This window comes from Serratia sp. K1WW1 (assembly GCF_055790865.1).
Map to the genome: position 1 here is coordinate 2,091,415 of NZ_CM147697.1, position 23,452 is coordinate 2,114,866.

Genomic DNA, 23,452 nt, shown 5'->3' on the forward strand with positions numbered 1-23,452 from the left:
AAAGTGGTAACGCTATCCTTACTTACTTCAATTCAGGCCAGTAGTCCTTGTTCGCCTCAATCAAGTCATCAAGTATTGCTTTGGCAACCGATGCGCTCGGCACGGTTTTGGACAGCGTAATGGCTTGCCACAGTTTCTGATAAGAACGCTGTTCCCAGGCATCGACCACCAGTTTTTCTACCGCCACCTGCTGGCTCATCAGCCCTTTCTGGAATTGCGGGATATTGCCAACCACCAGCGGTTGCGGGCCACTTTTGCCAACCAGACAGGGGATCTCGACCATGGCTTGCGGATCGAAGTTATTAATAGCGCCGTTGTTTGGCACAATCAACAGCATGCGCTCCTGGGTGTTGAAGGCGATGGCTGTTGCCAGATCGACGATGTAGGAGGCATGCTCGTCGATTTCCAACTCGCCTGCCGAGGATTTCCCCGCCTGGATAATGGCATTGCAGGAGCCGAAGACGTGCTTCTCGCGGTGATCCATGACCTCGTTAGCGCGGGTACGCTCCGGGTTGGAATGCTCTACTACGTAGTCCGGGAACAGATAGTATTTCAGGTAGGTATTGGGGAAGGTTTCTGGATCCAACGCCCAGACATCTTTCGCTTTGGCGAAGGTGTCATTCCAGCTAGCCTCCGTACCATGTTCATCTGATGGCGGAACGTAGCCAAATTTAGCCACGTACTCGCGGATTTTAGGCATCAAGTCGTTGCCCTGTAGATCCTCAATAGATGTCCACCAGCCGAAGTGGTTCAGCCCGTAGTAACGCACGCGCATCTCTTTGCGGTCTTTCAGGCCAGCAATTTGCGCCATGCGGCTTTCAATGCCGATGGGCATATCGCAGATGTTGAGGATTTTCGCCGTTGGGCGCAGACGACGGGTTGCTTCTGCCACAATCGCCGCCGGGTTGGAATAGTTCAGCATCCAGGCGTTTGGCGAGTATTGTTCCATGTAGTCGGCAATTTCCAGCACGCCACCGATGGAGCGCATGCCGTAAGCAATTCCACCTGGCCCGCAGGTTTCCTGGCCAAGCACGCCGTGGCGCAGAGGGATTTTTTCGTCTTTTTCACGCATCGGGTATTTGCCCACGCGGATGTGTGCCATCACGAAATCTACATCGGTAAATGCCTCTTTGGGGTCCGTGGTGTAGCTGAATTCGATGTCTGGCGCCTGCTCTTTCAGGATGATTTTGCACGCTTCGGCAATGGTTTCCTGGCGTGCACCATCGTTATCATAGAATTTCAAGGCGCGCAGCGGGAAACGGTGCTGGTTTGCCAGTAACATCAGTACGATACCAGGAGTGAAGGTGCTGCCACCGCCAGCTACAACTACAGAGAATTTATTCATGATACTGCCTCCGTCATGGATTTAAGTTCGCTCGAAGAAGCGTCTTTCATCAGGTTTTCGATCTGGTCGCGGACCTGCGGGACGTTCAGCCCCACAATTACCTGTATACCGTTGCCGCGTCGCACCACACCGTGGGCACCCAGCGCTTTAAAAATGTCGTCGCTTTGCGTCAGCGACATATCCACCAGGGCAATACGCAGGCGGGTCGCACAGTTGTTAACGCTCAGGATGTTGCTTGCTCCGCCAAGTGCTTCGAGAAAACCGGCAGCCTGGCCTTGTTTGGTTTCTTTCGCTGCCGCTGCCGTAGTTTGCTGGCGGGATGCTTGATAGTCCGCCTTGCTGTAGAGCTTGATTTCAGCCTCTTCGCGGCCCGGCGTTTTCAGATTGAAACGTAGAATCAGGGTGCGGAACACCAGGAAGTAGATACCGGTAAAGGCAAGTCCAATGCCAATCTGAATAAACATCATTGATGCGTGGTTATGGAACATCGGGATCCAGTTTTGCGGCAGGAACTGGTCAAGCAGACCGCCGCCCATGTTGCCCACCACGCCGCACATATACATGACCGTCGCCATGGTAGCGGCCAAAAATGCGTGGACGACAAACAGTACCGGCGAGATAAACAGGAAGGTAAATTCCAGTGGTTCGGTAATGCCGACCAGCATCGCCGTTAACGTGGCGGGGATCAGCAGGCCTGCCACCTTCACTCGATTTTCAGGTGCCGTGGTGGCGTAGAGAGCCAGCGCAATCCCCAGACAGCCAAACACCTTCGAGTTACCGTGCAGCGCAAAGCCACCTTCTGGGAACAGCGTTTTCAGCGGCAGCGTACTCTGACTGAACTCCTGCAGATGCTGCGCCCAATAAACCTGAATGCCTCCTTCCACTACTGCCGGGCCAAAGACAAATGGGCCATAGATGAAGTGATGTAATCCCGTCGGGATCAGGATGCGCTCAAGGAAGGTGTAAACCCACACGCCGAGCGAGCCAGCGTTGCGCAGGAATTCCTGCAGTGATTCAATCCCCAGCTGTACTTTTGGCCAGCCGAACAGGGTTAGCCACGCGCAAGGGATCATGACAAAGAAAGCAACAATGACGACGAATGAACTGCCTTGGAAAATACCGAGGAAAACGGGAAGCTGTTTATCGAAATAGCGGTTATGGATAGCGGTGACCAATCCGGAAATCACAATCGCACCGATAATACTGGTATCGAGCGTTTTGATGCCGGCAATCATGGTGAGCCCGGTTCCCGCCACCGGGTCGACGTTAAAATCAACGCCAAAGTACTGACCCCAGGTCATTCCCATTGCGTTAATGAAGTAGTTCCAGGTCATGAAACTGACTAGCACGGCCAGGCAGGCACGGCCCTGAGCCTGTTTTGCCAGGCCAATAGGTAAACCCACGGCGAAAATCAGTGGCATATTACGAAATACCGTCCAGCCGCCTTCTTCAATAATGTGGACGATTTGCGCAAATAAGTGATCGGGTGCAGTGAGCGCTTCGCCGACAAACATCGGGTTACGCAGCATAATGGCGATACCGACCACAATCCCGGCAAACGGGAATAGCAGGACCGGGGTAAACATTGCGCCACCAAAACGTTGTATTTGACTGAGCATTTTAAATCCTCATGTAACAACCTGTAGGGGAAGTGACCTTATTCTTTAACGCGGGTCTGAGAAGCAGAGTAGGGAGTACGTGAGGGGTTATCTTTGTCCGTCGCACCGATTCGTGATCGCATTCATGGTTTTTGTTTGCTCCAAGTTGTCTACTTTTCGTCATAAAACTGTACACGACGATTTCACTTGGAATTTTTACATGATGAGGTTGTTTGCAACTTCAATAAAAACAGCCTATTAATTTATAGAGTGTGGATTATTTAAGCGCAGCGCGAAACTCCAGAGAGGTCTATCAGTGATCTACAAATCCATAGCCGACAGGCTACGCATTCGGCTCAATTCCGCCGATTATCATATTGGCAGCCCATTGCCTGCGGAGGTTCGCCTGGCGGAAGAGTTTGGCGTCTCCCGCATGACCATTCGCAAGGCGATAGATCTGCTGGTGGGGTGGGGATTGGTGGAACGCCGCCACGGTAGCGGCACCTATGTCGCGAAGAAAGACGTACATCATGAAACCACCAACCTGACCGGATTTATCGAGGTGATGCGCAATCAGGGTAAGGAGGTGGTAAGCGACGTGCTGGAGTTTACTATTATGCCCGCGCCACCCGCTATTGCCAGCCAGCTGCGCATCAAGATTGATGAGCGGATCTACTACTCGCGCCGGGTTCGTTCGGTCGACGGCAAGCCACTGATGGTAGAAGACAGCTATATGCCGGCGAAGCTCTATCGCAATTTGTCCGTTGCCCACCTGGAGGGATCAAAATTCAGCTATATCGAAGATGAATGCCACATTATCGTGCGCGGCAATTATGAGAGCCTCACGCCTGTACTGGCCGATAAAAAGATGGCGAAGCTGCTGAATGTCGATGAGCAGACACCTATTTTGCGCATCACCTCGCTGTCATACAGCGACAGCGGCGATTTCGTGAATTACTCGGTCATGTTCAGAAATGCCAGCGAGTACCAGGTGGATTACCATTTACGGCGGGAGCATGTGAGAGTGTAGGGAATAGGGCGAACTGCGGAGACACCGTTGAAAAGCAAAAAGCCCGCTTAGTTTCCTAAGCGGGCTTCTCTAAATATGGCTCCTCTGACTGGGATCGCCTTTGCCATTAACTGGCTGATTGACAAGCTAAAACAAAAAATTGAGTTTGTCAAGACCACCAAGATGACCACCAATTTTTATCTAACTTTTCCTTCTTATAATCAAGTCGAGTACTATAGCTATCATACTTAAATATGGAGTAAGTGAGCGAGCTATGCCTGGCGTATTTCAGATAGATCAAACAATCATAAAATCGCTTGATGACAAAATAGCCCGTGAATTGATAGCAAGGTTGTGCCGTGCTGAACTCCGAAAGCAAGCACTTCCTGATTCCTCTGTTACTTGGGGTGGGGATCAACGAGCTAAAGATGGCGGGGTTGATGTCAGGGTTGATTGCGCTGCCGTGTTAACTTCTCTGAATTTTATCAAAGCAAATCAGGCTGTCTTTCAGGTTAAAGCCGAAAAGTTTCCCCCAGCAAAAATTACGCAAGAAATGGCCCCTCATGGAAATATTCGCGCTATTTTTCATGAGATTAGTAAAGTTTCTGGTGCTTATATCATCGTTTCAACTAAAGACGATATTTCGGATGAAGGCCTGCGATCACGCAGGAGAGCAATTCAAGAATGTTTGACACAGCATGGGTTGGTCTCATCTATTTCCTTTGATTTTTATGATAGCCGCCGGGTTGCTGATTGGGTTGAAGAACATCCGTCAGTTATGACATGGTTGCGATATTGCATCAATCAACCATTACGTGGATGGCGTCCTTATGGCGCTTGGGCGTATGACGAAGAAACCGTTGAAGCTGAGTACCTACTTGATGACAGAGCCCGAGTCTTCATTCCTGGCAAGGATGAAGGGAGTAGTGTTTCTAATGCTATTCCGACATTGCGTAATCAATTGGGCAGATATGGAACTGCCTCGATTCGAATTGTTGGATTATCGGGCGTGGGTAAAACAAGGCTTGTTCAGGCACTTTTTGATATGAGAGTATGCCCAGATACGGTTTGTCCCCACAGAGATCATGTCGTTTATACCGATTTAGGGGATGAGCCAAACCCTGCGCCGCAAATTATGCTTGAACAATTAGTGGGTATCGATTCTGGTGCCATTGTTATAGTGGATAACTGCGGTATTGCGACACATAACAAGCTTACTGGTTATCTCAAGAACAAAACGGTCAATATTAAACTTATTACAATTGAATATGATATTCAGGACGATATACCAGAAAAAACATCATGCTATAGACTGGAAGGTACAACTCCGGAAGTTATTATAAGTCTTCTAAAGAAAAAATATTCTCATATATCAACCAATGATATCGAACGGATTGCCGATTTTTCTGATGGTAATGCTCGGGTTGCTTTTGCTTTGGCGTCTACTATTGAAACGGGAAACGATTTATCTCAACTACGGGAAAAAGAACTATTTGAAAGGCTATTTCGGCAAAACAATATCCATGATGATAGTTTACTGAGATGTGCTGAAGCCGCCAGTATTCTGTATTCGTTTGATGGAGAGGATTTGTCGGATAACGGTGAACTGACTAAGTTGGCAGCACTGGCTGAAGTCAGTACACTAACTTTTTCACGACAGATGGCTGAACTGAAACGTAGAGGCTTATTACAATCGCGAGCGGAATGGAGAGCGCTTTTACCTCATGCAGTGGCGAATAGGCTGGCTATGCGGGTTTTGGAAACAGTTTCTGCTGAACATCTGATCATGGTATTCATAGAACAAGGCAGTAAACGGATTGCTCGATCATTTACCCGACGTCTCTCATTCCTGCATAATTGTAAGGACGCAGTGAAAATATCGCAAAAAATAATGTCGGTTTCTGGCTATCTTGGTGATTTCTCAAAACTTGGGACGTTTGAAGAACAGATGGTTACAAACATTGCTCCAGTGAATCCAACTGCAACCCTTGACGCCATATCCCGATTTTGTGATGGAACAACTTCAGAAATTAATACAGACGGTCTCAGAGTAAACTTTGCGCGTATAGCCAGATCTATTGCGTATGAAGCCTCCTATTTTAATGATGCTATTTCTATATTAAAAAAGCTTTACTTCACGGAACCAAATAATAAAAAACAGAAAGAAATAAGGGAAATAATGTCATCACTTTTTTTCTGTCATTTATCAGGAACAGAAGTTGGACCGATTGAACGTCTAGGTGTTGTTGATATTTTTCTGAGTAGTACCAATAAAGCTGAGTATGAGCTGGGTATCGATTTGTTGATCACCGGTCTAAAAACGCAGGGCTTTAATGCTCATTACAGTTTCAGTTTTGGCGCCAGAAGACGAGATTACGGTTGGTCACCTAGATCTGAAAAAGATTTTGAATTATGGTTTTGTACTTGGTTTGAACGGGCGCTCTCAATTGGCGAGCAAAATTCCGTTGACGGAAAAAGAGTTAGAGAGGAGAGCAGCCAATCTTTACGTGTTGTATGGGGTGTATCCAAAATTGAAACTATGCTAATCCATCTGGCCGAAAAATTTCGAATAATTGATGGTTGGCCGGAAGCTTGGTTGCGTTCAAAAGTGTTATTAAAAAACGGGAAGAATACATGGTCTGATGAATCGCTTGAAAATCTGAAAAAATTCGAGATGATTCTCAGGCCTGATGGTCTTATATCTGAAGTTAGAACCAGAATTACCGCCAGAGGGGGGATGGTCGAACACCTTGAAGAGGGAATGAACAACCTTTCCTATGAAGAAAAACGAATTTTATGTACCAAGAACACAGAGCTTTTAGGTTTAAGGTTAGCTGAGGATAAGGCTATCTTAAAACAGCTACTGCCCGAATTATGCGAATATAATAAAAGTGATTTATATGAGCTGGGGCTAGGAATTGGAAAGTCTGGTTGCGATGTTGACTGGATATTACAGGAAATAAGAGTTTATTTGGCCAATGATAATGATGGGCAAGTTAACCTAAGTTTATTAAAAGGGATTATTAATAACTGGAAAATTCGGGCTATTTTTGAAGTTGAAGAATTTCTAGACAGAGCTGTCTATGATTCAGTATGGAACAAAAGATTTGTTGAAATTCAAGGGATAACATTTCTTAATGCGAACGCATTTAAACGTTTACTCTACGTATTAGAATTAGGTGAGTGTCCATCGTACCAATTCTCATATCTTGCAAATGGGAGGGCTACTGATTATTTCACTATAGCACAAATTGAGGTAATAGTTAGTAAGTTATATTTAAAGCAAGACAATGCTGGCATTATTTCAGTTTTAAATATTTTATCTATGGTAGTTTATAATGCAAAGAACCATGATCAAAAATATAATCGTGAACTAGTGATTGCTATAGGTAATTTTCTATCTTGCATGAACTGGGGAGGTATTTATCGAGATGATAACCAAGTTGCGTATTACATTTGTGAAATACTCCAGTTTTTCTTGATCAGTAAAAATTCTGACACTTTCATTTCTGATATATTGAATAGAATGATGACCACTATCTCAGGTTGCTGGTATCGCTTTGACGAATTACTAAAAAGCGCAATAAGAATGTTCTTTAAACATTACCCAGCATTGTCATTAGATATAATATGTAAGCCTGATGAAGATGGGCTGTATGGCATTGCAAGCGAACTCACTTCAGCATCTTTGATAGAAAGAGAACAAGGCGGTGCTCTGGAGTCAGTCCCGGCTGAAATTCTTATTAAATGGTGCAATAAAGATAAAGAATCTGAATCCCGTCTGGAATTTGTTGCTGATGGATGTAAGTTAATTGAATCACACAAGGATGGCGATAGATATATATCTGAAACAGCCATCAAGATCCTAGAATTTTCTTCAAATAAACCCCAAATAATGTCGTGCTTTATTGGGCGTTTTTTCCCCAGTTCATGGTCTGGGTCATTAGCAAATATTTTGGAGTCATACTTACCATTACTTGACGATTTTGTCATTGCAGGTGATGAAGTCACTAACTCAGCAGTTGAAGAAGCTAAAAAGAAAGTAATGACATGGATAGCTTCAGAAAGGCGTAGTGAAAACGAGAGAAACAACAGCCAGAATCTTAGCTTTGAATAATAAAGCGCGCATATTATTTACCGCAGGGCAACTTTTCTTGTTCTGTCGGTGACCAGCATAAGTTGAGGTAATGGCATGTCTGACAGCAAACTCTTTCATCAATTTGTAAAATATGACATTTTCTGTTTCTACGATCGTACACAACTTGATGAGCGCAATGATGTATTTCCTTGTCGGTAAAGATAACTTTAGGATCGGTAGAGCGAATACTAATAGCGGAAATCCCAATGGCACAATCCTCAGAATGGCATTCTGCCCATGAATGAAAACGGCATGAATCTATCAATGGGGTATTACGAAGATAATGATTTTCTGTCCCTGTAACTACCAGCCATTCAGTATGATAGTTTTTTATGTTTTTGACCATCAAAGGGAAATTATTTGTAGTCGAAGATGCTGATGGAAAGCCCGGAAAATCTTCAATAGGGGAAACCGTTAGTCTGCGCCCTAACTCTTCTTCGCAGGTAGTATGAAGTTCCTGAAAACAAGCTGTAATAGAATCTAAATGCGTAGTGAGATCGCCTGCATTTGCAGAGCTATTTTGGTTGTATTCAAGAGTGTAATGCTCCCCTTTGTTTGCTACAACAGCTAAAACGCCATCATGGCGTTGCAGAATGAGCACCGGATAAATCAATACTTGTGGTTTTACTCTAAAAAGTCGGCTGCCTGTTTCTTCGTAATGAACGTGTAGGCCATAAAATGCGGAGTTAAATGAATCAATATCAACATATTCTTTTATTTGCGCAGGGCGCAAAGGAAACGGAATTTCTTGTGCCAGCACTGAACAATGCAAAAGATTAAATAAAGCCTCGACATCGCTTTTGTATGTTTCCAGCTTGAAAATTTTAATATAGCTTGTACTTAACCTGCCATCAACAAACATTAGAACAGGGTTTGTAAATACCACCGTCCATTGTCCACTGGAGAGAACAGCGCAAGGGGTGTTATGCTCGTATTCCTTTTTCATGGTACACACGTAACCCATGATCTGTTTCAGATAGTCATGCCATTGTTTTGTAACAGGTGATTCATCTTCAGGCTTATCATCCAGAATATGACGGATCGCAGCGGCAATAAGATCGTCTTCCGTGGCTCTGGTTTCGGGATTACGGGCGGAAATAAAAGGTTTATCCCAGGCTTTTGCTTCAAAAATCATTAAAGGCGCTTTTGTTTCTTCCTTCAAGCCAACGTAATCCATAAAGCGCGTCGTTTCGGCCTTTATTCTGGCTTCTTCCGCCACATTACCTTTTGCACCCAGACGCCAACCCAGAATTGTCAATAGACGGTCAAAGAACAGGATGCGCGTATGATGTTCAAGCAGCGTATTCTTGCGCTCTATCGAATAGGGATCAAGATCCTCATTGTCAAGAGACTGTGTCATATCCTCAATTAATGTGGATAGATCGCCGCGAAACTGATTACGCAATTGATGTTCGTTCACTGAATCAATTCCGGCAGCAGGTAAAGCAGGCGTCTGGCTGCGGGCCAACCGGCTGCGAGAAAAATATCCAGACTCTCTATCAAACGAGCTCGTCTGTTCTCATCTTCAAAGATAGTTTTATAATCGGCAAGAAACACGCCCATCATTTTTACTAATTGTTCCATTCCAAGCGTTTCTTTCTGGAAACCGAATTTTTCTGCATGACTTAACGCATGAGCCATCAGATCGAAACACTTGGCAGGGTCGACAGGAACAAGCGTTTCAAGCAACTCCAGAAGATAATAAACAGTATGTGGCGAACTGCAATCACCAATACGGCGCATGTGCAATTCAGTTTCGATCAAAAATTGCTTAAGTTCTCCATATTTTAATGATGTCTTGTCAGAATTATGCTTCCCTTCACAAACGAAACGAAGCTGTAGACATGCCCTGTCTATAATCGCAAAGCAGTGTTTTACGTTTTCCCTTTCGGCCTCTGTCAAGTCTGTATTGGTGGAGTATTGTTCCAGTTTTTTACCAGCAGCATCAATAATGCTATAGGCCATATCCAGCGCCCGATGTCTTACTTCTGTATCTTTCAGTTTACTTTGTCCGGCAAGGCCAAAAACAAATCCTTCTCTTAATGTAAACAGAACTTGATTAAGCTCATCATAATAAACGGTGGGATCGTTAATCCAGCCCTGGAGAATATGGTTCGCTTCTCTGACTTCATGGACTCCCCAGAGAATTGCCAAATCGCCGCTGACCATAGTGCGAATACGTTTCTGGCGTTCAGGATGGTCATTAAAACGCCCCAATAGCTTCTGAATAAGGCAGAAAGAACGGGTTGGCTCGGTATGCAACAAATTTCTTATTCCATCCCCAACTGTATGCTCTATTACGCCGGTATTGGTTTCCTGCTCCAGCCGTTCACTCAGGTAGCGCCATACGCTATCCCGATCAACATCCCATAGCCGTAGCAGGCGTACTGATGCCTGTAGTCGAACGGCTGGATGAAAATCAACCAACATTTTTTCAATATCTGGTTTCAGTCGCTCATACAGATCGGGGCGTAATGGAACAACATCGAGAATAATCTGTGCAGCATCAATCCTCGGTGCAGGAGAGCCCCAGCCAACACTATCCTCAAAGCTTTTTTCTGTATCTTCATATAGGATCGGAGCCGTTGCACAAGAAGCGAGATGAACTAAATCTAAAAAATGAGATGTCAGTTTATCAGCCCGATCGTCGTCTAGCGGAGGTAGCAATTTCTGTTCAACAGCAGCTGCGCAGGCCCGGACAATGACATCCTCAGCGGTTGTACGCACATAGGTATGGGCGTGTTCCAGATTGAGCTGTTCATGAACCGGTTCGAGAATGCTAAAAACATCCTCCAGTGATAATTCGGATGAAAGCGTATTATTCGTTGTTAACCCCAACACAGTTTTAGCCGTATTGACCGCATTAATAAGCGTGACGTTGTCTGGTTCGTTTCGATCAAGACCATCGATAAAATCGTAAGGTATATCGGTGCTGACTGTAACGGGGGAAATGTTGAAAAGCCTCTTATTACCAAATGTTTCACCATCCCTTAAGGTGTTATTCAGGAAATTTTTGGCTTGGACAGTCTGAAGATTCTCTGGGCCGATGGTACTAAACAGCCGGTACAACAAACTGTTTTTTGCTTTCTCTGGGTAAAAATATTCTGAGAAGTCATACTGAAAGGCGGAATTTTCCAGTTCTTGCCGCTCATGCTCTGAACGACGCGTAATTCCCATAGCCACCAGATCGATAGCGTCTTTACAGGTATCTTCATTTTGAATAAACGCTTCTTGTGCAGCAACAGGCCAGAGAAAATCAACCAGGCCATCATTGCGTCTATTTGCAGCCAGAAAGAGTCTGGCCCAGAATATCGCCAACGAAGCTTTTTCACAGATAAGTCTTGCCAGAGCGAGCGCGTCGGGTTCGGGCGCGCTTTGCAGGCGCTCAAATAATTTTTTAACCAGTACTTCCCCGTCATGAGCATGTCTACCATCAGGTTCGTGCGCCCAGATGTGGCTGCGATCAGACTTAAGGTAAATATCATGCCCCGGAACGGACACATGCATCACAGGCGTATCTAAGGGATGACGTCGGGCAACATATCCGTTTATTGCGCTCACTGCGGCATCAACAGCTAGATTAGGATATTGCTCGAGAAAACGGGAGAAATATTCTCCAAGTGAATAACGAGCCGATTCATAATCTTGTCGGGCATTTGACCTCAGAGGCAGGATTCGGCTGTTTCCCAGCGTTGTTTCCCGTTCTTCTGTGACATCGTGGCTATAGACAAACTCGAATACGTTAACTACAAACTCAGGAGCACAATCTCCGATTTTCTTAATGTTGTAACAGAGCACGGGGATCTCTTCTGAACCAAAACGTTGGAGACGTTCGGAAGAAATAAGCTGCTCCAGTAAATGGCAGGATGCCTGCACATCGGTGGTGACAGTATCGGTAACGAGAAGAATAGAGCTTCTGACAAAATGATCTGGCTCACTCAGCGCAAGAGCATAGGAAAGCACTGCGCGGCTGGCTGTCCCCAGCATATCGCATAAGGGTTTATCGGTAATTCGCTTGATAAGCGGGTACAACAGAAAGCGTAATGTTTCTGCGACCTTATGTACCTGGGGCGTCAGCGCTGCTACCAGATGTACCCACGGAAGAGCTACAACCTCTTTTTCATCTTCAAAACGTATTGCCAGCGCTCCGCAGATATGACTGAGCGTGGTTATCATCTTCTCATCACCGGCAGCCACGCGTTCAGCAAGCCAGAGCAGGTCATGTTGAGCAGTTGGATACTCTGCCGCAATCCGGGCCGCCGAACTACGAATGATAGGATCGGCATCTTTGTCATTGACTAGATAACACACTGCCTGCCAGAAACGGTAATGGTTATCGTCATAACTCCAGATTTCCTGAAGTACAAAGCCGAGCGCCGGGGATAGCATTAGCCCCTGAGCCTGTTGTTTGTGGAAACGTAATGCCCCCGCAATTAGCGAATCTGGATCGAATGATGTCTGAGCCGCAGCGTAGTCAAATAAAAGGTGATGGCGAAACTGTATCCGACGGTCATTTTGTTCCCGAATCAATACTCCTTCGCGGCAGAGTGTATCGATCATGTCGGCATCCGTGTCTGCAAGCAGGGATGAAACACTGAGTGAACGTGCATCAATCATGGCATCCACTAATATTTTTATATTTCGTGTGGCCTTAAGTCCATGTGCCTCAACGCGGCGTTGCCAGTACAGTTTTAATAGTTCTGACTGAGAGGAAATATCCGTCAACCTGACACCCGTCTCTTGGGAAACCAGTTCTGCCAGTAGTCTGGTATTAAACGGGACTTTCGCTAGATCTCGCAGTTTGTCGGAGACACCCTCAAGGGCCGCAGCCAGAGATGGTGATTTTTCCAGTAGCTGATGGAACTCATCATCTGACCAACGTGGAATAACAATGTGGCGAACTGAAGAGAACAGAGTATCAGCACGTTTAGCAACAGGAGGGGTACCTTTAAACAAATCACGAAGTTTTACCCCCATGCGCAGATCAAAGCTACGTATTGAAGCAACCACTCGCCAACGGCCATCCCAAGCTAACACTTGTTCAATGAGGGGGCGAAAAACGGCCTCTCCCTTGCCCCCTCTGGTGGCATCCAGCGCATCTATAATCAGCCAGCCCTGAGATGGACCATCCCATGCCTCAAGCACGTCCGTAAAACTATGCTCAAGCCTGAGTTCACGGCGCAGGTCTTCAAGCGACTCAACGGAATAGCGGTCAACAGCCAGTTCCAGTACATCATCTCCCCGTTCGCGCAGGCTACGGGCCAGCGCATTCAGCACTCCGCTTTTACCTGCTCCGGGTTCACCAATAATTAATAGAGAACCTGACTGTACGGCTTGTTCAACTTCGCTCTGGCAATCCCTGCGAAGGGTAACAGGTTGACCTATCTGACTTTCAATGGCCTCATATCGATTGAGGGAATCAGCAATTTCCTGAGAATGTTGCCGAAGACGGGCAATATCATCCTTGTATCTAGGTGGTGCTGCGAGCTCAATTCCTTTTCCTGCAAGCTCGTTACGAAATATTGACAGATCGCCGCCACCGCGACGGGACATCATTTTTCCGCAAATTTCGGTAAAAATACTCAGGGCTGTCGCTGTGTCAGAACCTCTAGCAAGGCTATGAGCAAGTTGTAAATAGGCCGATGAAGCCATATTTTCAACATCAATAACCAACACAACAATCAGGCGGCAAAATTCAGAAATAAGGTGAGGCGGTAGGGGCTCAGAAGTTATATTGTTCCAGGCAGCGGAAATGCAGCGTTTAAAAATGCTGGACGCTTTTACCTGCCTTTGATTCATTGCTCCGCTGCCGTGCTGAGACAAAAGAGATAAAGCAGCAGGAAGCTCTTCCCGAATTGAAGCTGGTGCTTTGGTACTTACGGCTAAAACCAGACGGTCTTTATCTGAATCAAGAGGTCGGTTCCATTCCAGAGAACCATTTCCATCCCGGCATGTTAGCCAGTGCCGCACAAATTGTTCTACAGTCCGGTAAAAAGGATTTGTTTCATCATCTGAAAGCGAAAGCGTTGTTTTTGCCTGAATGGCGATAAAACCGCCTACGGATGTGGCTACCAGTATGTCGTCAACGGGCGCTTCGGTTTCAAAGCGCAACCAGACAGGGGAAGCCTCGCCCAGCCCTAATCGTGGATCCAGTCTGCTACCAGACAGGATCTGAGCGGCAAAGTGAGCCCCCAATTGCTGCTCAAATAAAATACCGCTACTGGTTGCTGCCCCTCCACCGTTTGCGGGGCCGTTCAGATTTTTATCAGACAAGTTTCACCTTCATATAATGAATGCAGTGCAGATGCACTGTTCTCAGTCCTTATTTTACGGAAAGTTTGTTAATAAAACAAAGAGATAAACAAACCTCTGAACAACAGGGAGCATTGTTTGCTACCTTAACCCACCGTTGCTGGATGCATAATCGCGCAACATGTAACTATGGTAGAGTAGCCGTGTAGGAAGCGTCTTGACAGGCTAGTCTATAACCGCCTCTGACAGCGTCTCAAAAAACGCCCCTCCGACACCTTATCCACAAATGGGCGCAACAGCATCGCAACCTTCTGCGCTTCCATTTCATTGATATGGCAGTCGCCATCGCGAAATAGCGCCATCATGCCGCGAAACAGATAATCATACAGTGACAGGTTCTTATCGTGCTCCTTACTTTCCATCCGATACTGTTGCAATGTTGTTACCACGGACTCACGGTTTTCCTGCGAAGCACCGACGCTACTTCGAATATAGCCCCAGTAGTTGACAGTAGTCTTATTCAACAAAAAAAGAAAGGCATCGCAGAGCTGTTCAAACTCGGTTGCCTGAAAGTATACCCGGCGAGTGTAGATATTAAAAAAGTCTTGTAGTTCAGTCACTAACACCAGAAAGCTTTGTTTGCTGTCTACCTGTTCAACAGAGACATTGCTTTCGGGCTGGTAGTACGAATAAATATCATGGGGTGTGTAGGGAACATGTCGCTGTGCAAGAAACGGTAGTCGTTGCCAACCTCTGCGTTCTTGAAAGAAATTAGCGCAATACCAGCTATCCGCTGCAGGGATTAATTTCTCCATCAGCCAGCGATATGTCGTCAGCGCATCCCAGTAATTACGTGGCCCGATAGCATCCTCTTCTATACTATCGAGATCGTAGCGACTGGGAGGTTGCCAGATGAGCGCTACGCGATGATTAGTAAGACGATTACAATTAGGGTCGCGACTGGCCAATAGCGTGACGTGATGTCCTTCATTCATGTTCTCATCTTTATTCCGGGTTAAGACCATGATGCGCTCACGCATAGGATTAAATATCGACCATTCGCCTTCTGTATTCAGATAGTCATGATGTTGACAGAAAATGTTGATGCGGCCCCATAGCCAGAAAGGAATGGTGATGAGATGAATATTATCGCCGAGTGGAGTGCTGTTCATAAAATCAGCAGTACGGCAAAGTCGGTCAATTTCTTCCATGCGCTTTTTGTAACCGCACCAGAATTTGTCAAAAGCATCACAGAGCGAGCGGGTTTCATTGAGGGTAAGTGCAAGGCGGCAGTTACCGATATCACAATAATAATTCTCCCCTTGATGCTCTTTCAAAACCCACGGTCTGACTCCTGCCTCCGGTGGGCTACCGATCCCTTCGAAGGCGGAATTTAGCAGATTATTCTGACTCATTGTCAGCAATACATGGCTATAGCGGCCATTGCGAAAATCAATAAAACAGGAAAGAGTGTCACTTTTCAGGTTAGGTAAAAACGCCTTAATCAGTACATGATCGTTCTGAAGTGTATAGGTATCACCAGTAATGTGTTCATATGGATGCGTGTAATTTCGCCAGGCAGACGATTCGTTATAGTCCCACAAGCCATAGTTTTTGATATTTAACAGTGCTCGCTCGCCATAAAACAGAGACACCCAGCTCTCGTGACAAAAGCGATACAACAGATCTGGACAATACAGATTTTTCAGCCAGTCGTGGATTAGTTCCGAATCAAGCAGACGATGTACTATATTTAGCTCCTTAAAAAGAGCCTCTTGTTTTTTGTATTCCGCGATTAATTTTGCTGGCGCTTTCTCACTGAGGAAAATATAAAACTCATTGATATTCACCTGCCATTTTTCCCTATGTTCATTAAAGCGCTTGACAGTGGGGATATAGTGGTTCTTTGTGAATTTTTTACAACGTTTCACTTCGTATAACGAATAAACGTCCTGATTGCCGTGCTGGCGATGCGTAAAAATATCCGCCCCAAATTGTGATTGGCCGGAGATGCCAATCGTCATGGCATCAACTATCTCGCCGTCTTCGATTTTCAGCCGTTTTTTGATGAGTTCACAACAAAATAGCTCAAACGTTTTCGGCTCCATAAGCTCCAGTGGTAAATAAGCATCTGCTTTCCCTACTGGCGGCCCCAGTTTTACAATCTGTTGTTCTATGTTTTCCACCGGTCCCTCTCCATCCGTTTTTTAAAGATAAAAATTTAGCGACTAATGCTTATATTTATAACAATCTGCGATCTCTATTCCACTACTCTCTCTTGCCGTTTTTGACTGAAAGCGGTATCTTTTACCCGCACCTGCAAAATCAGGTGCCGGGATTGGAACCCTGAGAAATGTTACAGGCGACATACGACGCGCCCGCGTCTTTTTTTTATGTCGTGCGCTCAGCTATACCTCAATGGTGGGCTGGGCGGGGGCACCGTAAGGTGCGCCGGTTGCCTGTAACGCCGGTAGTTCCAACCCCGTTCAGTCCACCACCATGAGATTGGAACCTCTGGTGGTGGGTTTTAAACCCGTTACAGGAGGCTGCCTCGTGGCTACGATCCCCACCCATACTTCCCCGTTACTCACCATCCCGTTCAGCGCCGCCACGGATTTCACCGTACTGGCCGAACACTGCAAACATTTCGCCGAAACCTTGACTGAAAGCAACGACCCTGCGCTAAAAATGGCACTCTGCGGCAGGCTCAGTACCTGCCTGACGCTGTTGTAGTCCACGCTACTCGACCAGATCCCGGAGTCTATGAGAGACAGCCTGACCGTTGATACGCTCCCCGCCAGCTTTCCCCGCTTTGAACCTGACTGCACCGAACTCTGCCACTACTGCCTTGCTCTGACGCAGATACTGACGACACAGGGACTGTTGCCGGAAACGCGGAATTACCTTAGCTGCCTGCTGTGCGACCTGACCCTCTATTTCTTTGCTGAAATCACCGCCCCGCGCTGGATACGTACCTCAGATGGCGTGAAGTTTATCGATGAGGTGGCCGCATGATGCAACCGGACTGGCATTCTGCCGACATTATTGCAGCGTTGAAAAAGCGCGGAACCTCAATGGCGGCGCTTTCCCGCAAAGCGGGGCTGGCATCCTCCACGCTGGCAAACACCCTTAACCGTCACTGGCCCAAAGGCGAGAGATTGATTGCCGAAGCGCTGGACGTTACACCTGAACAAATCTGGCCTTCGCGTTATCGCTGACATATCCCCGGCGCAGGTCTGATCCGGAAGCTGCGCCGCATTTTGTTTATCTGATTAGAAATAATCCTTTGAACCGCAAAAATAGTTATCTCTAATCTTCATACTTTGCCGTGAAGTAAGCTCCTGCCTGCACGAAATGCTTCACGACCTGAGAGAAGCGCCTGATGTATCAGGACGGTCGCCTTTTTACCGGCAATGCCGCCTTTGAAAGCTGCCGGATCCGTCTCCGGATGGGTTAAGGCTTTCTTCACGCTTCGTTACGCTTAGGAGATCACAATGAATCTGACTAAAAATTGCGCACCGCCCGCCGTTGATGTTATATTAAAATATAATATTCGGAGGTTATCTATGTATACCACTCGCCTGAAAAAAGTCGGCGGCTCTGTCATGCTGGCAGTCCCTCCCGCCGTGCTGAAAACGCTGGCGCTGTCTACGGACAGCGAAGTCGGCATGACCATTGATAATGGCTGCCTGATTATTGAACCGCAAAAACGCCCTCGTTATTCGCTTGACGAACTGCTGGCACAATGCGATCCGCACGCTGAAATAAGCGTGGAGGATCGGGAATGGATCGATGCGCCTGCGGCAGGCAAGGAGATCCCGTAAATGGACAGAGGAGAAATCTGGCTCGTTTCACTTGATCCGATAGCAGGTCATGAACAAAGCGGAAAACGTCCGGTACTCATTGTTTCTCCTGCATCGTTCAACAAGCTGACCAGACTGCCTGTTGTTGTACCTGTGACCAGCGGCGGAAACTTTGCCCGCACAGCCGGCTTTACCGTTTCACTGGACGGGGCGGGAACAAAAACAACGGGCGTTATTCGCTGTGACCAGCCCAGAACCATTGATATGGGCGCCCGGAACGGCAAGCGACTGGAACGTATACCTGACACTGTCGTGAATGAAGTATTGGCCCGACTGGAAGCCATTCTGAGCTGATGCTTTTTATGTAAGTTGAATGAGGGTGCTGTCGTATACAGCACCCTCGTTTTTTTATAACGACAAGTGATTAAAAATCCTTTTGCAGGTAAAAACAGTTTTTCCTTTCTGCGCCAGCGGTACTGGCATAGTCTCCCTCTTGCTCCATGCTGTCGTAGACAGCGCCACGCTTCACAACCTGAAAGAAGCGCCTGAGCTATCAGGACGGTTGAGCCGTTTACCGGTGCAAGCCTCTGCAAACACCGGGTCGCAGATTATCGCGACGGAGGCCTGAGTTTGAATACGATACGTCTTTTTACTGTGCCAGAATGCTGGTCCATCTGCACTGTGCCGGAATTATCCCGGCTAAACTGTATCGGCTAACATCATCAGCGTCTTTTACCTGACGGGCTGCGGCCTGCATTGCCGAAGGCTTTGCTGCCGCGTGACCGTAAAACTGCACCAGAAACGCAACGTTTGAGCACTGCACCAGTTCAGTGCGTCACTTTAACCGCGCAGAGTGGGTAAGTGACGCACGCAGCCCTTTCGACTTGCACCAGACAACTCAACTGCGCCAGCTCATGGCTGGATTCTGACACCGCCTTTTCAGGCCATTTAACCCATAAGGAGAACATGAACCGATACCGAGGCGGATCTGGACGATCCGGGGGATAACCCGCGCAAGCGGGCGGATGCTTAGAGAGCACAACCGAAGCCCCACCACACCTCAACGGCTGCCGCCCCGGCGCTCAGGTATCGTTCGCAGCCCCGACAAAAAAACAGGGGCTATCGGCCTGTGCGCCGGGGAAAGCTGTATCAGTGTTGGTTTTTGGGATGAGTTTGCGGTAATCATGAAAAGGGGAATATATGGGAATACTGGAGCAGGAAATGAAGCGGCTGGCGCAGCAGGCGGGAGGCAGCTACAAAACTGTGGATGACCGCATCAGGCTGGTGCAGCGTTTTTGTGAGCGTCTGGTACTGGCGCAGAATGTGCAGATCCGCCGGGTGGAGCAGCTTAAGGCCCGGCATATTGAAGGCTATGTCCGTGAACGGCTGGCGCAGGGTATCACGAAGCGTTCCCTGCAAAATGAGATGGCGGCGGTACGCTGCATCCTGAAACAGGCCGGACGCGCAAAACTGGCAGACGGTGACCGGATAAACAACCGTTCACTGGGGTTGTCCGGCGCATCCCGTAGCGGTACGAAACGGGCTGTCACGCCGGAGCTCTATCGTGACGTGCTGGAGACGGCCCGCGTAAAAGATCCAGGGATGGCGGCAGCACTGGAACTCTCAAGGTTGATGGGGTTGCGTTCTCAGGAGGCGGTGCAGAGCGTACAGTCGCTTAAAACATGGCAACAGGCGCTGGAACGTGGCGATCCCCGGTTAACCGTGGTTTTCGGCACCAAAGGCGGGCGGCCTCGCGAGACGATTATTCTTGATATTGGCGCTGTCAAAAAAGTGCTGGATAATGCGCTGGCTGTGTCAGAAGATCGCCACGGCAGGCTGATAGATAAGCCGGATCTGAAAAGTGCGATGAAGTACTGGCACAGTCAGGCGTCGGGTCTCGGGTTAACTGGCGCATATTCCCCGCACTCGTTGCGCTATGCGTGGGCACAGGATGCGATCCGTCATTATCTGGCGCAAGGATTCTGTGAGAAGGAAGCGCTGGCAATGACGGCGATGGATCTGGGGCACGGCGACGGGCGCGGGCGGTATGTGGCGCAGGTTTACGGCGAAGGGATGAGGCCGATTGATAGCCTCGAGCTTGCAATATGATGGTTATTCATCGTTTTTCACCTGATGATATTTGAGGTCAAATGTCATCAGGCTGTTTCCTATTGATTTCGGGTTATTCATCGGTTTTCGTACAAAAAATTTTGGATCCAAAATTTTTTGTATGCTTTCCTATCAACGCTGACGAGATTAATAATCACCGACTATTAAATTCATAATTATTTATTATCAATCAGTGAATTAGGTCTTCTGGGATTATTTTTGATAGCCATCACATTATAAAATGCTCTTTATTCATCGTTATCCACCGGAAAAATTTCTACGTAGAAATTTTTTGTACGATTTTCTATCAATAACTATGCTTCTGAACGGTATGCCCTATTAAGATACTTCTGTTGCAATATCAGTAAGTTGACGACGACTGCGCCAGCCAAGGGAAAAAGGCTGGAAAGGATAAGGGGTGGCTAAGGGTAACAGCGCCAGACCTGAAAGGGCCAAAGGGCTTAAAAGGATATAACTGGTGCAGAACGATATGTATACGGAGATATCTGGCGCAGTTCTGTAATGTCACGATGAGTGGGGTGCTGGTGCAATCCCCTGTGATCTTATGACTGGTGCAGGTATTCAGTGCAAAAAAAGCAGATCCGAATTCAATCAGGATCTGCTTTTCATTATCAACAAATTATAACGCCGTTGACTTAGGCCGCCTTATGCTGCCGCGCATAAATATACGGTGCAACGTATCCCTCGCGGCTTGAATCCAGATAATCCGACCACCACTGCATCATGGCCTTACGGGCGTCGAGGTGTTCAGCCCGGTGAATATACGCCGCCCGAACGCTGTTGCGCTCCTGATGGCTCATTTGCCGCTCCACGGCATCCCGCGACCAGAGTTCTGATTCCACCAGTGCGCTACAGGCCATCGTCCGGAATCCGTGGCCGCAGACATCCGTTTTGGTGTCATAACCCATCAGGCGCAGCGCCCGGTTGATGGTGTTTTCACTCATTGGCTTATACGGATTATGGTCGCCGGGGAACACCAGTTCCAGATGGCCGGAGATGTCCTGTATCTGTTTCAGAATGGCAACGGCCTGACGGGAAAGCGGCACAATATGCGGAGTACGCATTTTTGCGCCACGGCCAGAAAACCGGACTTTCTCAATCGTTTCGCGGGTGGCGGGAATAGTCCAGATTTTGTTTCTGAAATCAATCTCGCTCCAGCGGGCAAAGCGCAGTTCGCTGGAGCGGATAAACAGGTGAAGAGTCAGCGCCACCGCCAGCCTTGTTAACTGCCGCCCCTGCTGATAGTCGCCAACACGTTCGAGCAGTTCAGGCAGGCGCTCCAGCGGAAGAGCGGGATAATGATTTTTGACAGGCGGCGCAGTCACACCTTCAAGATGCAGCGCCGGATTGTTTTCGGTGAGTCCCTGCTGAACGGCGTAACGCATGATGTTGCAGAGTTGCTGCCGGGTACGGGACGCGACTTCGAGGAAGTCTTTCTCCTCGATAATCCGCAGTAAAGCGGTGAAATGCTGCGTTTTCAGCATCGTGACGGGCAGATGACCAATCGCCGGAAAGATATGATTTTCCATACTGGCAAGAATACGCGCGGCATAATCTGCCGACCACTTTTTGTTAGATTTGTGCCAGTTCAGCGCCACGGCTTTAAAACACTTTTCCGGTGATGAAGCGGCTTTTTCAGAAATCCGTTGTTGCGCCGGGTTGATATTCTGCGCCAGTAACTTACGGATACCATCGCGCTGTTGCCGGGCTTCGGTGAGAGACACCAGCGGATAGGCACCGAGACTGACGCGGGATTCTTTGCCGTTGAAGCGATACTTGAGATACCAGATACGCGAACCGCCCGGATTGACCAGCAGATACAGACCGTGTGAATCAGAGAGTTTTACGGGTTTGGTAGAGGGCTTTAAGCTGCGGATTTTTGAATCATTTAAAGACATTTGGGGGTCACTCCAGAATCGAACCAAACTGACCCCAGATCTGACCACCAAATTTACCGGATGCGGAGGGAAAACCGGATACGCATCGGGAAGGATTTTTACGCTAACCCACTGAATCACAACAGAATAAGGACTCATAAAGAAGCGTAAGAATCGAAATTTGGCTCCTCTGACTGGACTCGAACCAGTGACATACGGATTAACAGTCCGCCGTTCTACCGACTGAACTACAGAGGAATTGTGTGAACGAGGCGAATAATAGCGAGGCGTATTGGGTTTGTCAAAGCACTAAAGTGAGGGAAAAGTGCGTTTGCTGCCAGATTGAGCATATTGGCTCGTTTTTCGGCACTTTGCTTTGGTTAACAACGCGTAAAATGCGGAACCATGAGGAAAAGATCAGCGCGTTCAACATGCAGCTTAACGAGCATGACAGAATGCTCAGTAGCACCGTCATAAAGCGATCCCACTAAAATCCTACTCATCGAATATAAATTAATCAGGAAGGGTCTTGACGCCATCTGAATGGGACCACTGGCGAAAATCCAAAATATCTGCTTATTTTTTTACCAAACTGTGATCGAGAATGTTTTTTTATTTTTCAGTTGCCGAATGCTGGTTTTTTTAAAAAAAGTTGATGTAAATCAAAATAGTAAGTCTGTGTAACTGGCGATAAGTGATTTTTTTTAAGATTTTTCTATGTTACTCTGGCGGGCATTCTATGCTGATAGCAGTAATGGGGCCCTCGCAGATCTTGTCAATGCTTGCTTTATTACTCTATGCTACGCCGAGCCATTTTTATAGCGGTAAACCACGCCGTTCCTTTGTTTCCCGGAGTTTTTTAGTAATGAAAAAAACAATCGCCATAGCCGCATTATGTGTGTTGCTGGCAGGGTGTCAGACTGCGAAAAACAAACCTGCAACCGCCGCCGGTGTCCCTGCACCAGCCCCAGTCACGCCGAGCGCTACCGTTACGCAGCCAGCTCAGCCGATGGCTTCTGTGGGTACCGATGACATCATGTATCCCTGCATGAAAGAGCTGAATGCTCTGCAACAGGTTAGCCCGCGGTTGTATCAAACCCGCAGCGTTGAATTGAACGATATCGTGGCGCAGGCCAAGCTTTACATGCGTATTCGTGACAACGTCAGCACCGAAATCCGTCAAATCATGGATGCTGCCTATCAGTTCCGCATTGCCAAAACCTGTAACCGTATCAGCACCGACCTGACCAATGCCTTGATCGAGCGTGTGACTGGCGCCTAACGCGCATACCCCGTATTC

General features: G+C 47.4%; 13 protein-coding genes, 1 tRNA gene and 1 pseudogene. 8 read left to right on the forward strand and 7 right to left on the reverse strand.

Annotation, left to right across the window (positions count from 1 at the left end; all coding sequences use genetic code 11):
• Window positions 1–22 precede the first annotated feature (22 nt).
• Window positions 23–1,345 (reverse strand): 6-phospho-alpha-glucosidase, encoded by a 1,323-nt coding sequence (locus ACX9GU_RS09495; protein ID WP_368444646.1) that lies wholly within the window; start codon window positions 1,343–1,345, stop codon window positions 23–25.
• The gene (locus tag ACX9GU_RS09500) at window positions 1,342–2,964 is read right to left on the reverse strand and encodes an alpha-glucoside-specific PTS transporter subunit IIBC (RefSeq protein WP_473194574.1); all 1,623 of its coding nucleotides are present in this window, start codon (window positions 2,962–2,964) and stop codon (window positions 1,342–1,344) included. The genes ACX9GU_RS09495 and ACX9GU_RS09500 overlap by 4 nt, the downstream gene beginning before the upstream one ends.
• A 295-nt stretch (window positions 2,965–3,259) precedes the next feature.
• Here ACX9GU_RS09500 and ACX9GU_RS09505 point away from each other — a divergent pair, with 295 nt between their 5' ends.
• A complete protein-coding gene (locus ACX9GU_RS09505; RefSeq protein ID WP_261170657.1) occupies window positions 3,260–3,973 on the forward strand; it encodes a GntR family transcriptional regulator in 714 nt (237 codons plus the stop codon).
• Between the two features lie 253 nt (window positions 3,974–4,226).
• On the forward strand, window positions 4,227–8,069 hold the full coding sequence (locus ACX9GU_RS09510; protein ID WP_473194575.1) for a P-loop NTPase family protein: 3,843 nt from the start codon (window positions 4,227–4,229) through the stop codon (window positions 8,067–8,069).
• Between the two features lie 13 nt (window positions 8,070–8,082).
• Here the strand turns inward: ACX9GU_RS09510 and ACX9GU_RS09515 are convergent, their stop codons facing one another.
• The 3 genes from ACX9GU_RS09515 to ACX9GU_RS09525 all read right to left on the reverse strand — a co-directional run bounded on the left by ACX9GU_RS09515 (window position 8,083) and on the right by ACX9GU_RS09525 (window position 16,528).
• Entirely contained in the window at window positions 8,083–9,510 is a 1,428-nt protein-coding gene (locus ACX9GU_RS09515; protein WP_473194576.1) for a hypothetical protein, read from the reverse strand.
• Window positions 9,507–14,363: an NACHT domain-containing protein gene (locus ACX9GU_RS09520; protein ID WP_473194577.1), complete on the reverse strand. Its 4,857-nt coding sequence runs from the start codon at window positions 14,361–14,363 to the stop codon at window positions 9,507–9,509. Before ACX9GU_RS09520 ends, ACX9GU_RS09515 begins: the two co-directional genes overlap by 4 nt.
• A 209-nt stretch (window positions 14,364–14,572) precedes the next feature.
• Window positions 14,573–16,528, reverse strand: coding sequence for a hypothetical protein (locus ACX9GU_RS09525; RefSeq protein WP_473194578.1), 1,956 nt, complete (start codon window positions 16,526–16,528; stop codon window positions 14,573–14,575).
• Between the two features lie 367 nt (window positions 16,529–16,895).
• Here ACX9GU_RS09525 and ACX9GU_RS09530 point away from each other — a divergent pair.
• From ACX9GU_RS09530 to ACX9GU_RS09550, 5 genes and pseudogenes are all read left to right on the forward strand, one after another.
• Window positions 16,896–17,357 (forward strand): annotated as a pseudogene (locus ACX9GU_RS09530) (hypothetical protein).
• The gene (locus ACX9GU_RS09535) at window positions 17,354–17,560 is read left to right on the forward strand and encodes a helix-turn-helix domain-containing protein (protein WP_282489398.1); all 207 of its coding nucleotides are present in this window, start codon (window positions 17,354–17,356) and stop codon (window positions 17,558–17,560) included. The pseudogene ACX9GU_RS09530 and the gene ACX9GU_RS09535 overlap by 4 nt, the downstream one beginning before the upstream one ends.
• Before the next feature lie 348 nt (window positions 17,561–17,908).
• Window positions 17,909–18,166, forward strand: a complete 258-nt coding sequence (locus ACX9GU_RS09540; RefSeq protein WP_473194579.1) for an AbrB/MazE/SpoVT family DNA-binding domain-containing protein — start codon at window positions 17,909–17,911, stop codon at window positions 18,164–18,166.
• Window positions 18,167–18,499 carry a type II toxin-antitoxin system PemK/MazF family toxin gene (locus ACX9GU_RS09545; protein WP_318791284.1) on the forward strand — a complete coding sequence of 111 codons (333 nt, stop codon included), beginning with the start codon at window positions 18,167–18,169 and terminating at the stop codon, window positions 18,497–18,499.
• A gap of 846 nt (window positions 18,500–19,345) precedes the next feature.
• Window positions 19,346–20,254 (forward strand): integrase domain-containing protein, encoded by a 909-nt coding sequence (locus ACX9GU_RS09550; RefSeq protein ID WP_473194580.1) that lies wholly within the window; start codon window positions 19,346–19,348, stop codon window positions 20,252–20,254.
• A gap of 656 nt (window positions 20,255–20,910) precedes the next feature.
• Here the strand turns inward: ACX9GU_RS09550 and ACX9GU_RS09555 are convergent.
• Window positions 20,911–22,173 (reverse strand): tyrosine-type recombinase/integrase, encoded by a 1,263-nt coding sequence (locus tag ACX9GU_RS09555; RefSeq protein WP_473194581.1) that lies wholly within the window; start codon window positions 22,171–22,173, stop codon window positions 20,911–20,913.
• Between the two features lie 161 nt (window positions 22,174–22,334).
• A tRNA-Asn gene (locus ACX9GU_RS09560) sits at window positions 22,335–22,410 on the reverse strand.
• Between the two features lie 607 nt (window positions 22,411–23,017).
• Here ACX9GU_RS09560 and ACX9GU_RS09565 point away from each other — a divergent pair.
• On the forward strand, window positions 23,018–23,434 hold the full coding sequence (locus ACX9GU_RS09565; protein WP_473194582.1) for a hypothetical protein: 417 nt from the start codon (window positions 23,018–23,020) through the stop codon (window positions 23,432–23,434).
• The last annotated feature ends 18 nt before the right edge of the window (window positions 23,435–23,452 follow it).

Excerpts from the sequence above, each read along its gene's own strand:
- ACX9GU_RS09495 (WP_368444646.1), bottom strand. The coding sequence starts at position 1,345 with ATGAATAAATTCTCTGTAGTTGTAGCTGGCGGTGGCAGCACCTTCACT.
- ACX9GU_RS09500 (WP_473194574.1), bottom strand. The coding sequence starts at position 2,964 with ATGCTCAGTCAAATACAACGTTTTGGTGGCGCAATGTTTACCCCGGTC.
- ACX9GU_RS09510 (WP_473194575.1), top strand. The coding sequence starts at position 4,227 with ATGCCTGGCGTATTTCAGATAGATCAAACAATCATAAAATCGCTTGAT.
- ACX9GU_RS09535 (WP_282489398.1), top strand. The coding sequence starts at position 17,354 with ATGATGCAACCGGACTGGCATTCTGCCGACATTATTGCAGCGTTGAAA.
- ACX9GU_RS09540 (WP_473194579.1), top strand. The coding sequence starts at position 17,909 with ATGTATACCACTCGCCTGAAAAAAGTCGGCGGCTCTGTCATGCTGGCA.
- ACX9GU_RS09545 (WP_318791284.1), top strand. The coding sequence starts at position 18,167 with ATGGACAGAGGAGAAATCTGGCTCGTTTCACTTGATCCGATAGCAGGT.
- ACX9GU_RS09550 (WP_473194580.1), top strand. The coding sequence starts at position 19,346 with ATGGGAATACTGGAGCAGGAAATGAAGCGGCTGGCGCAGCAGGCGGGA.
- ACX9GU_RS09555 (WP_473194581.1), bottom strand. The coding sequence starts at position 22,173 with ATGTCTTTAAATGATTCAAAAATCCGCAGCTTAAAGCCCTCTACCAAA.
- ACX9GU_RS09565 (WP_473194582.1), top strand. The coding sequence starts at position 23,018 with ATGAAAAAAACAATCGCCATAGCCGCATTATGTGTGTTGCTGGCAGGG.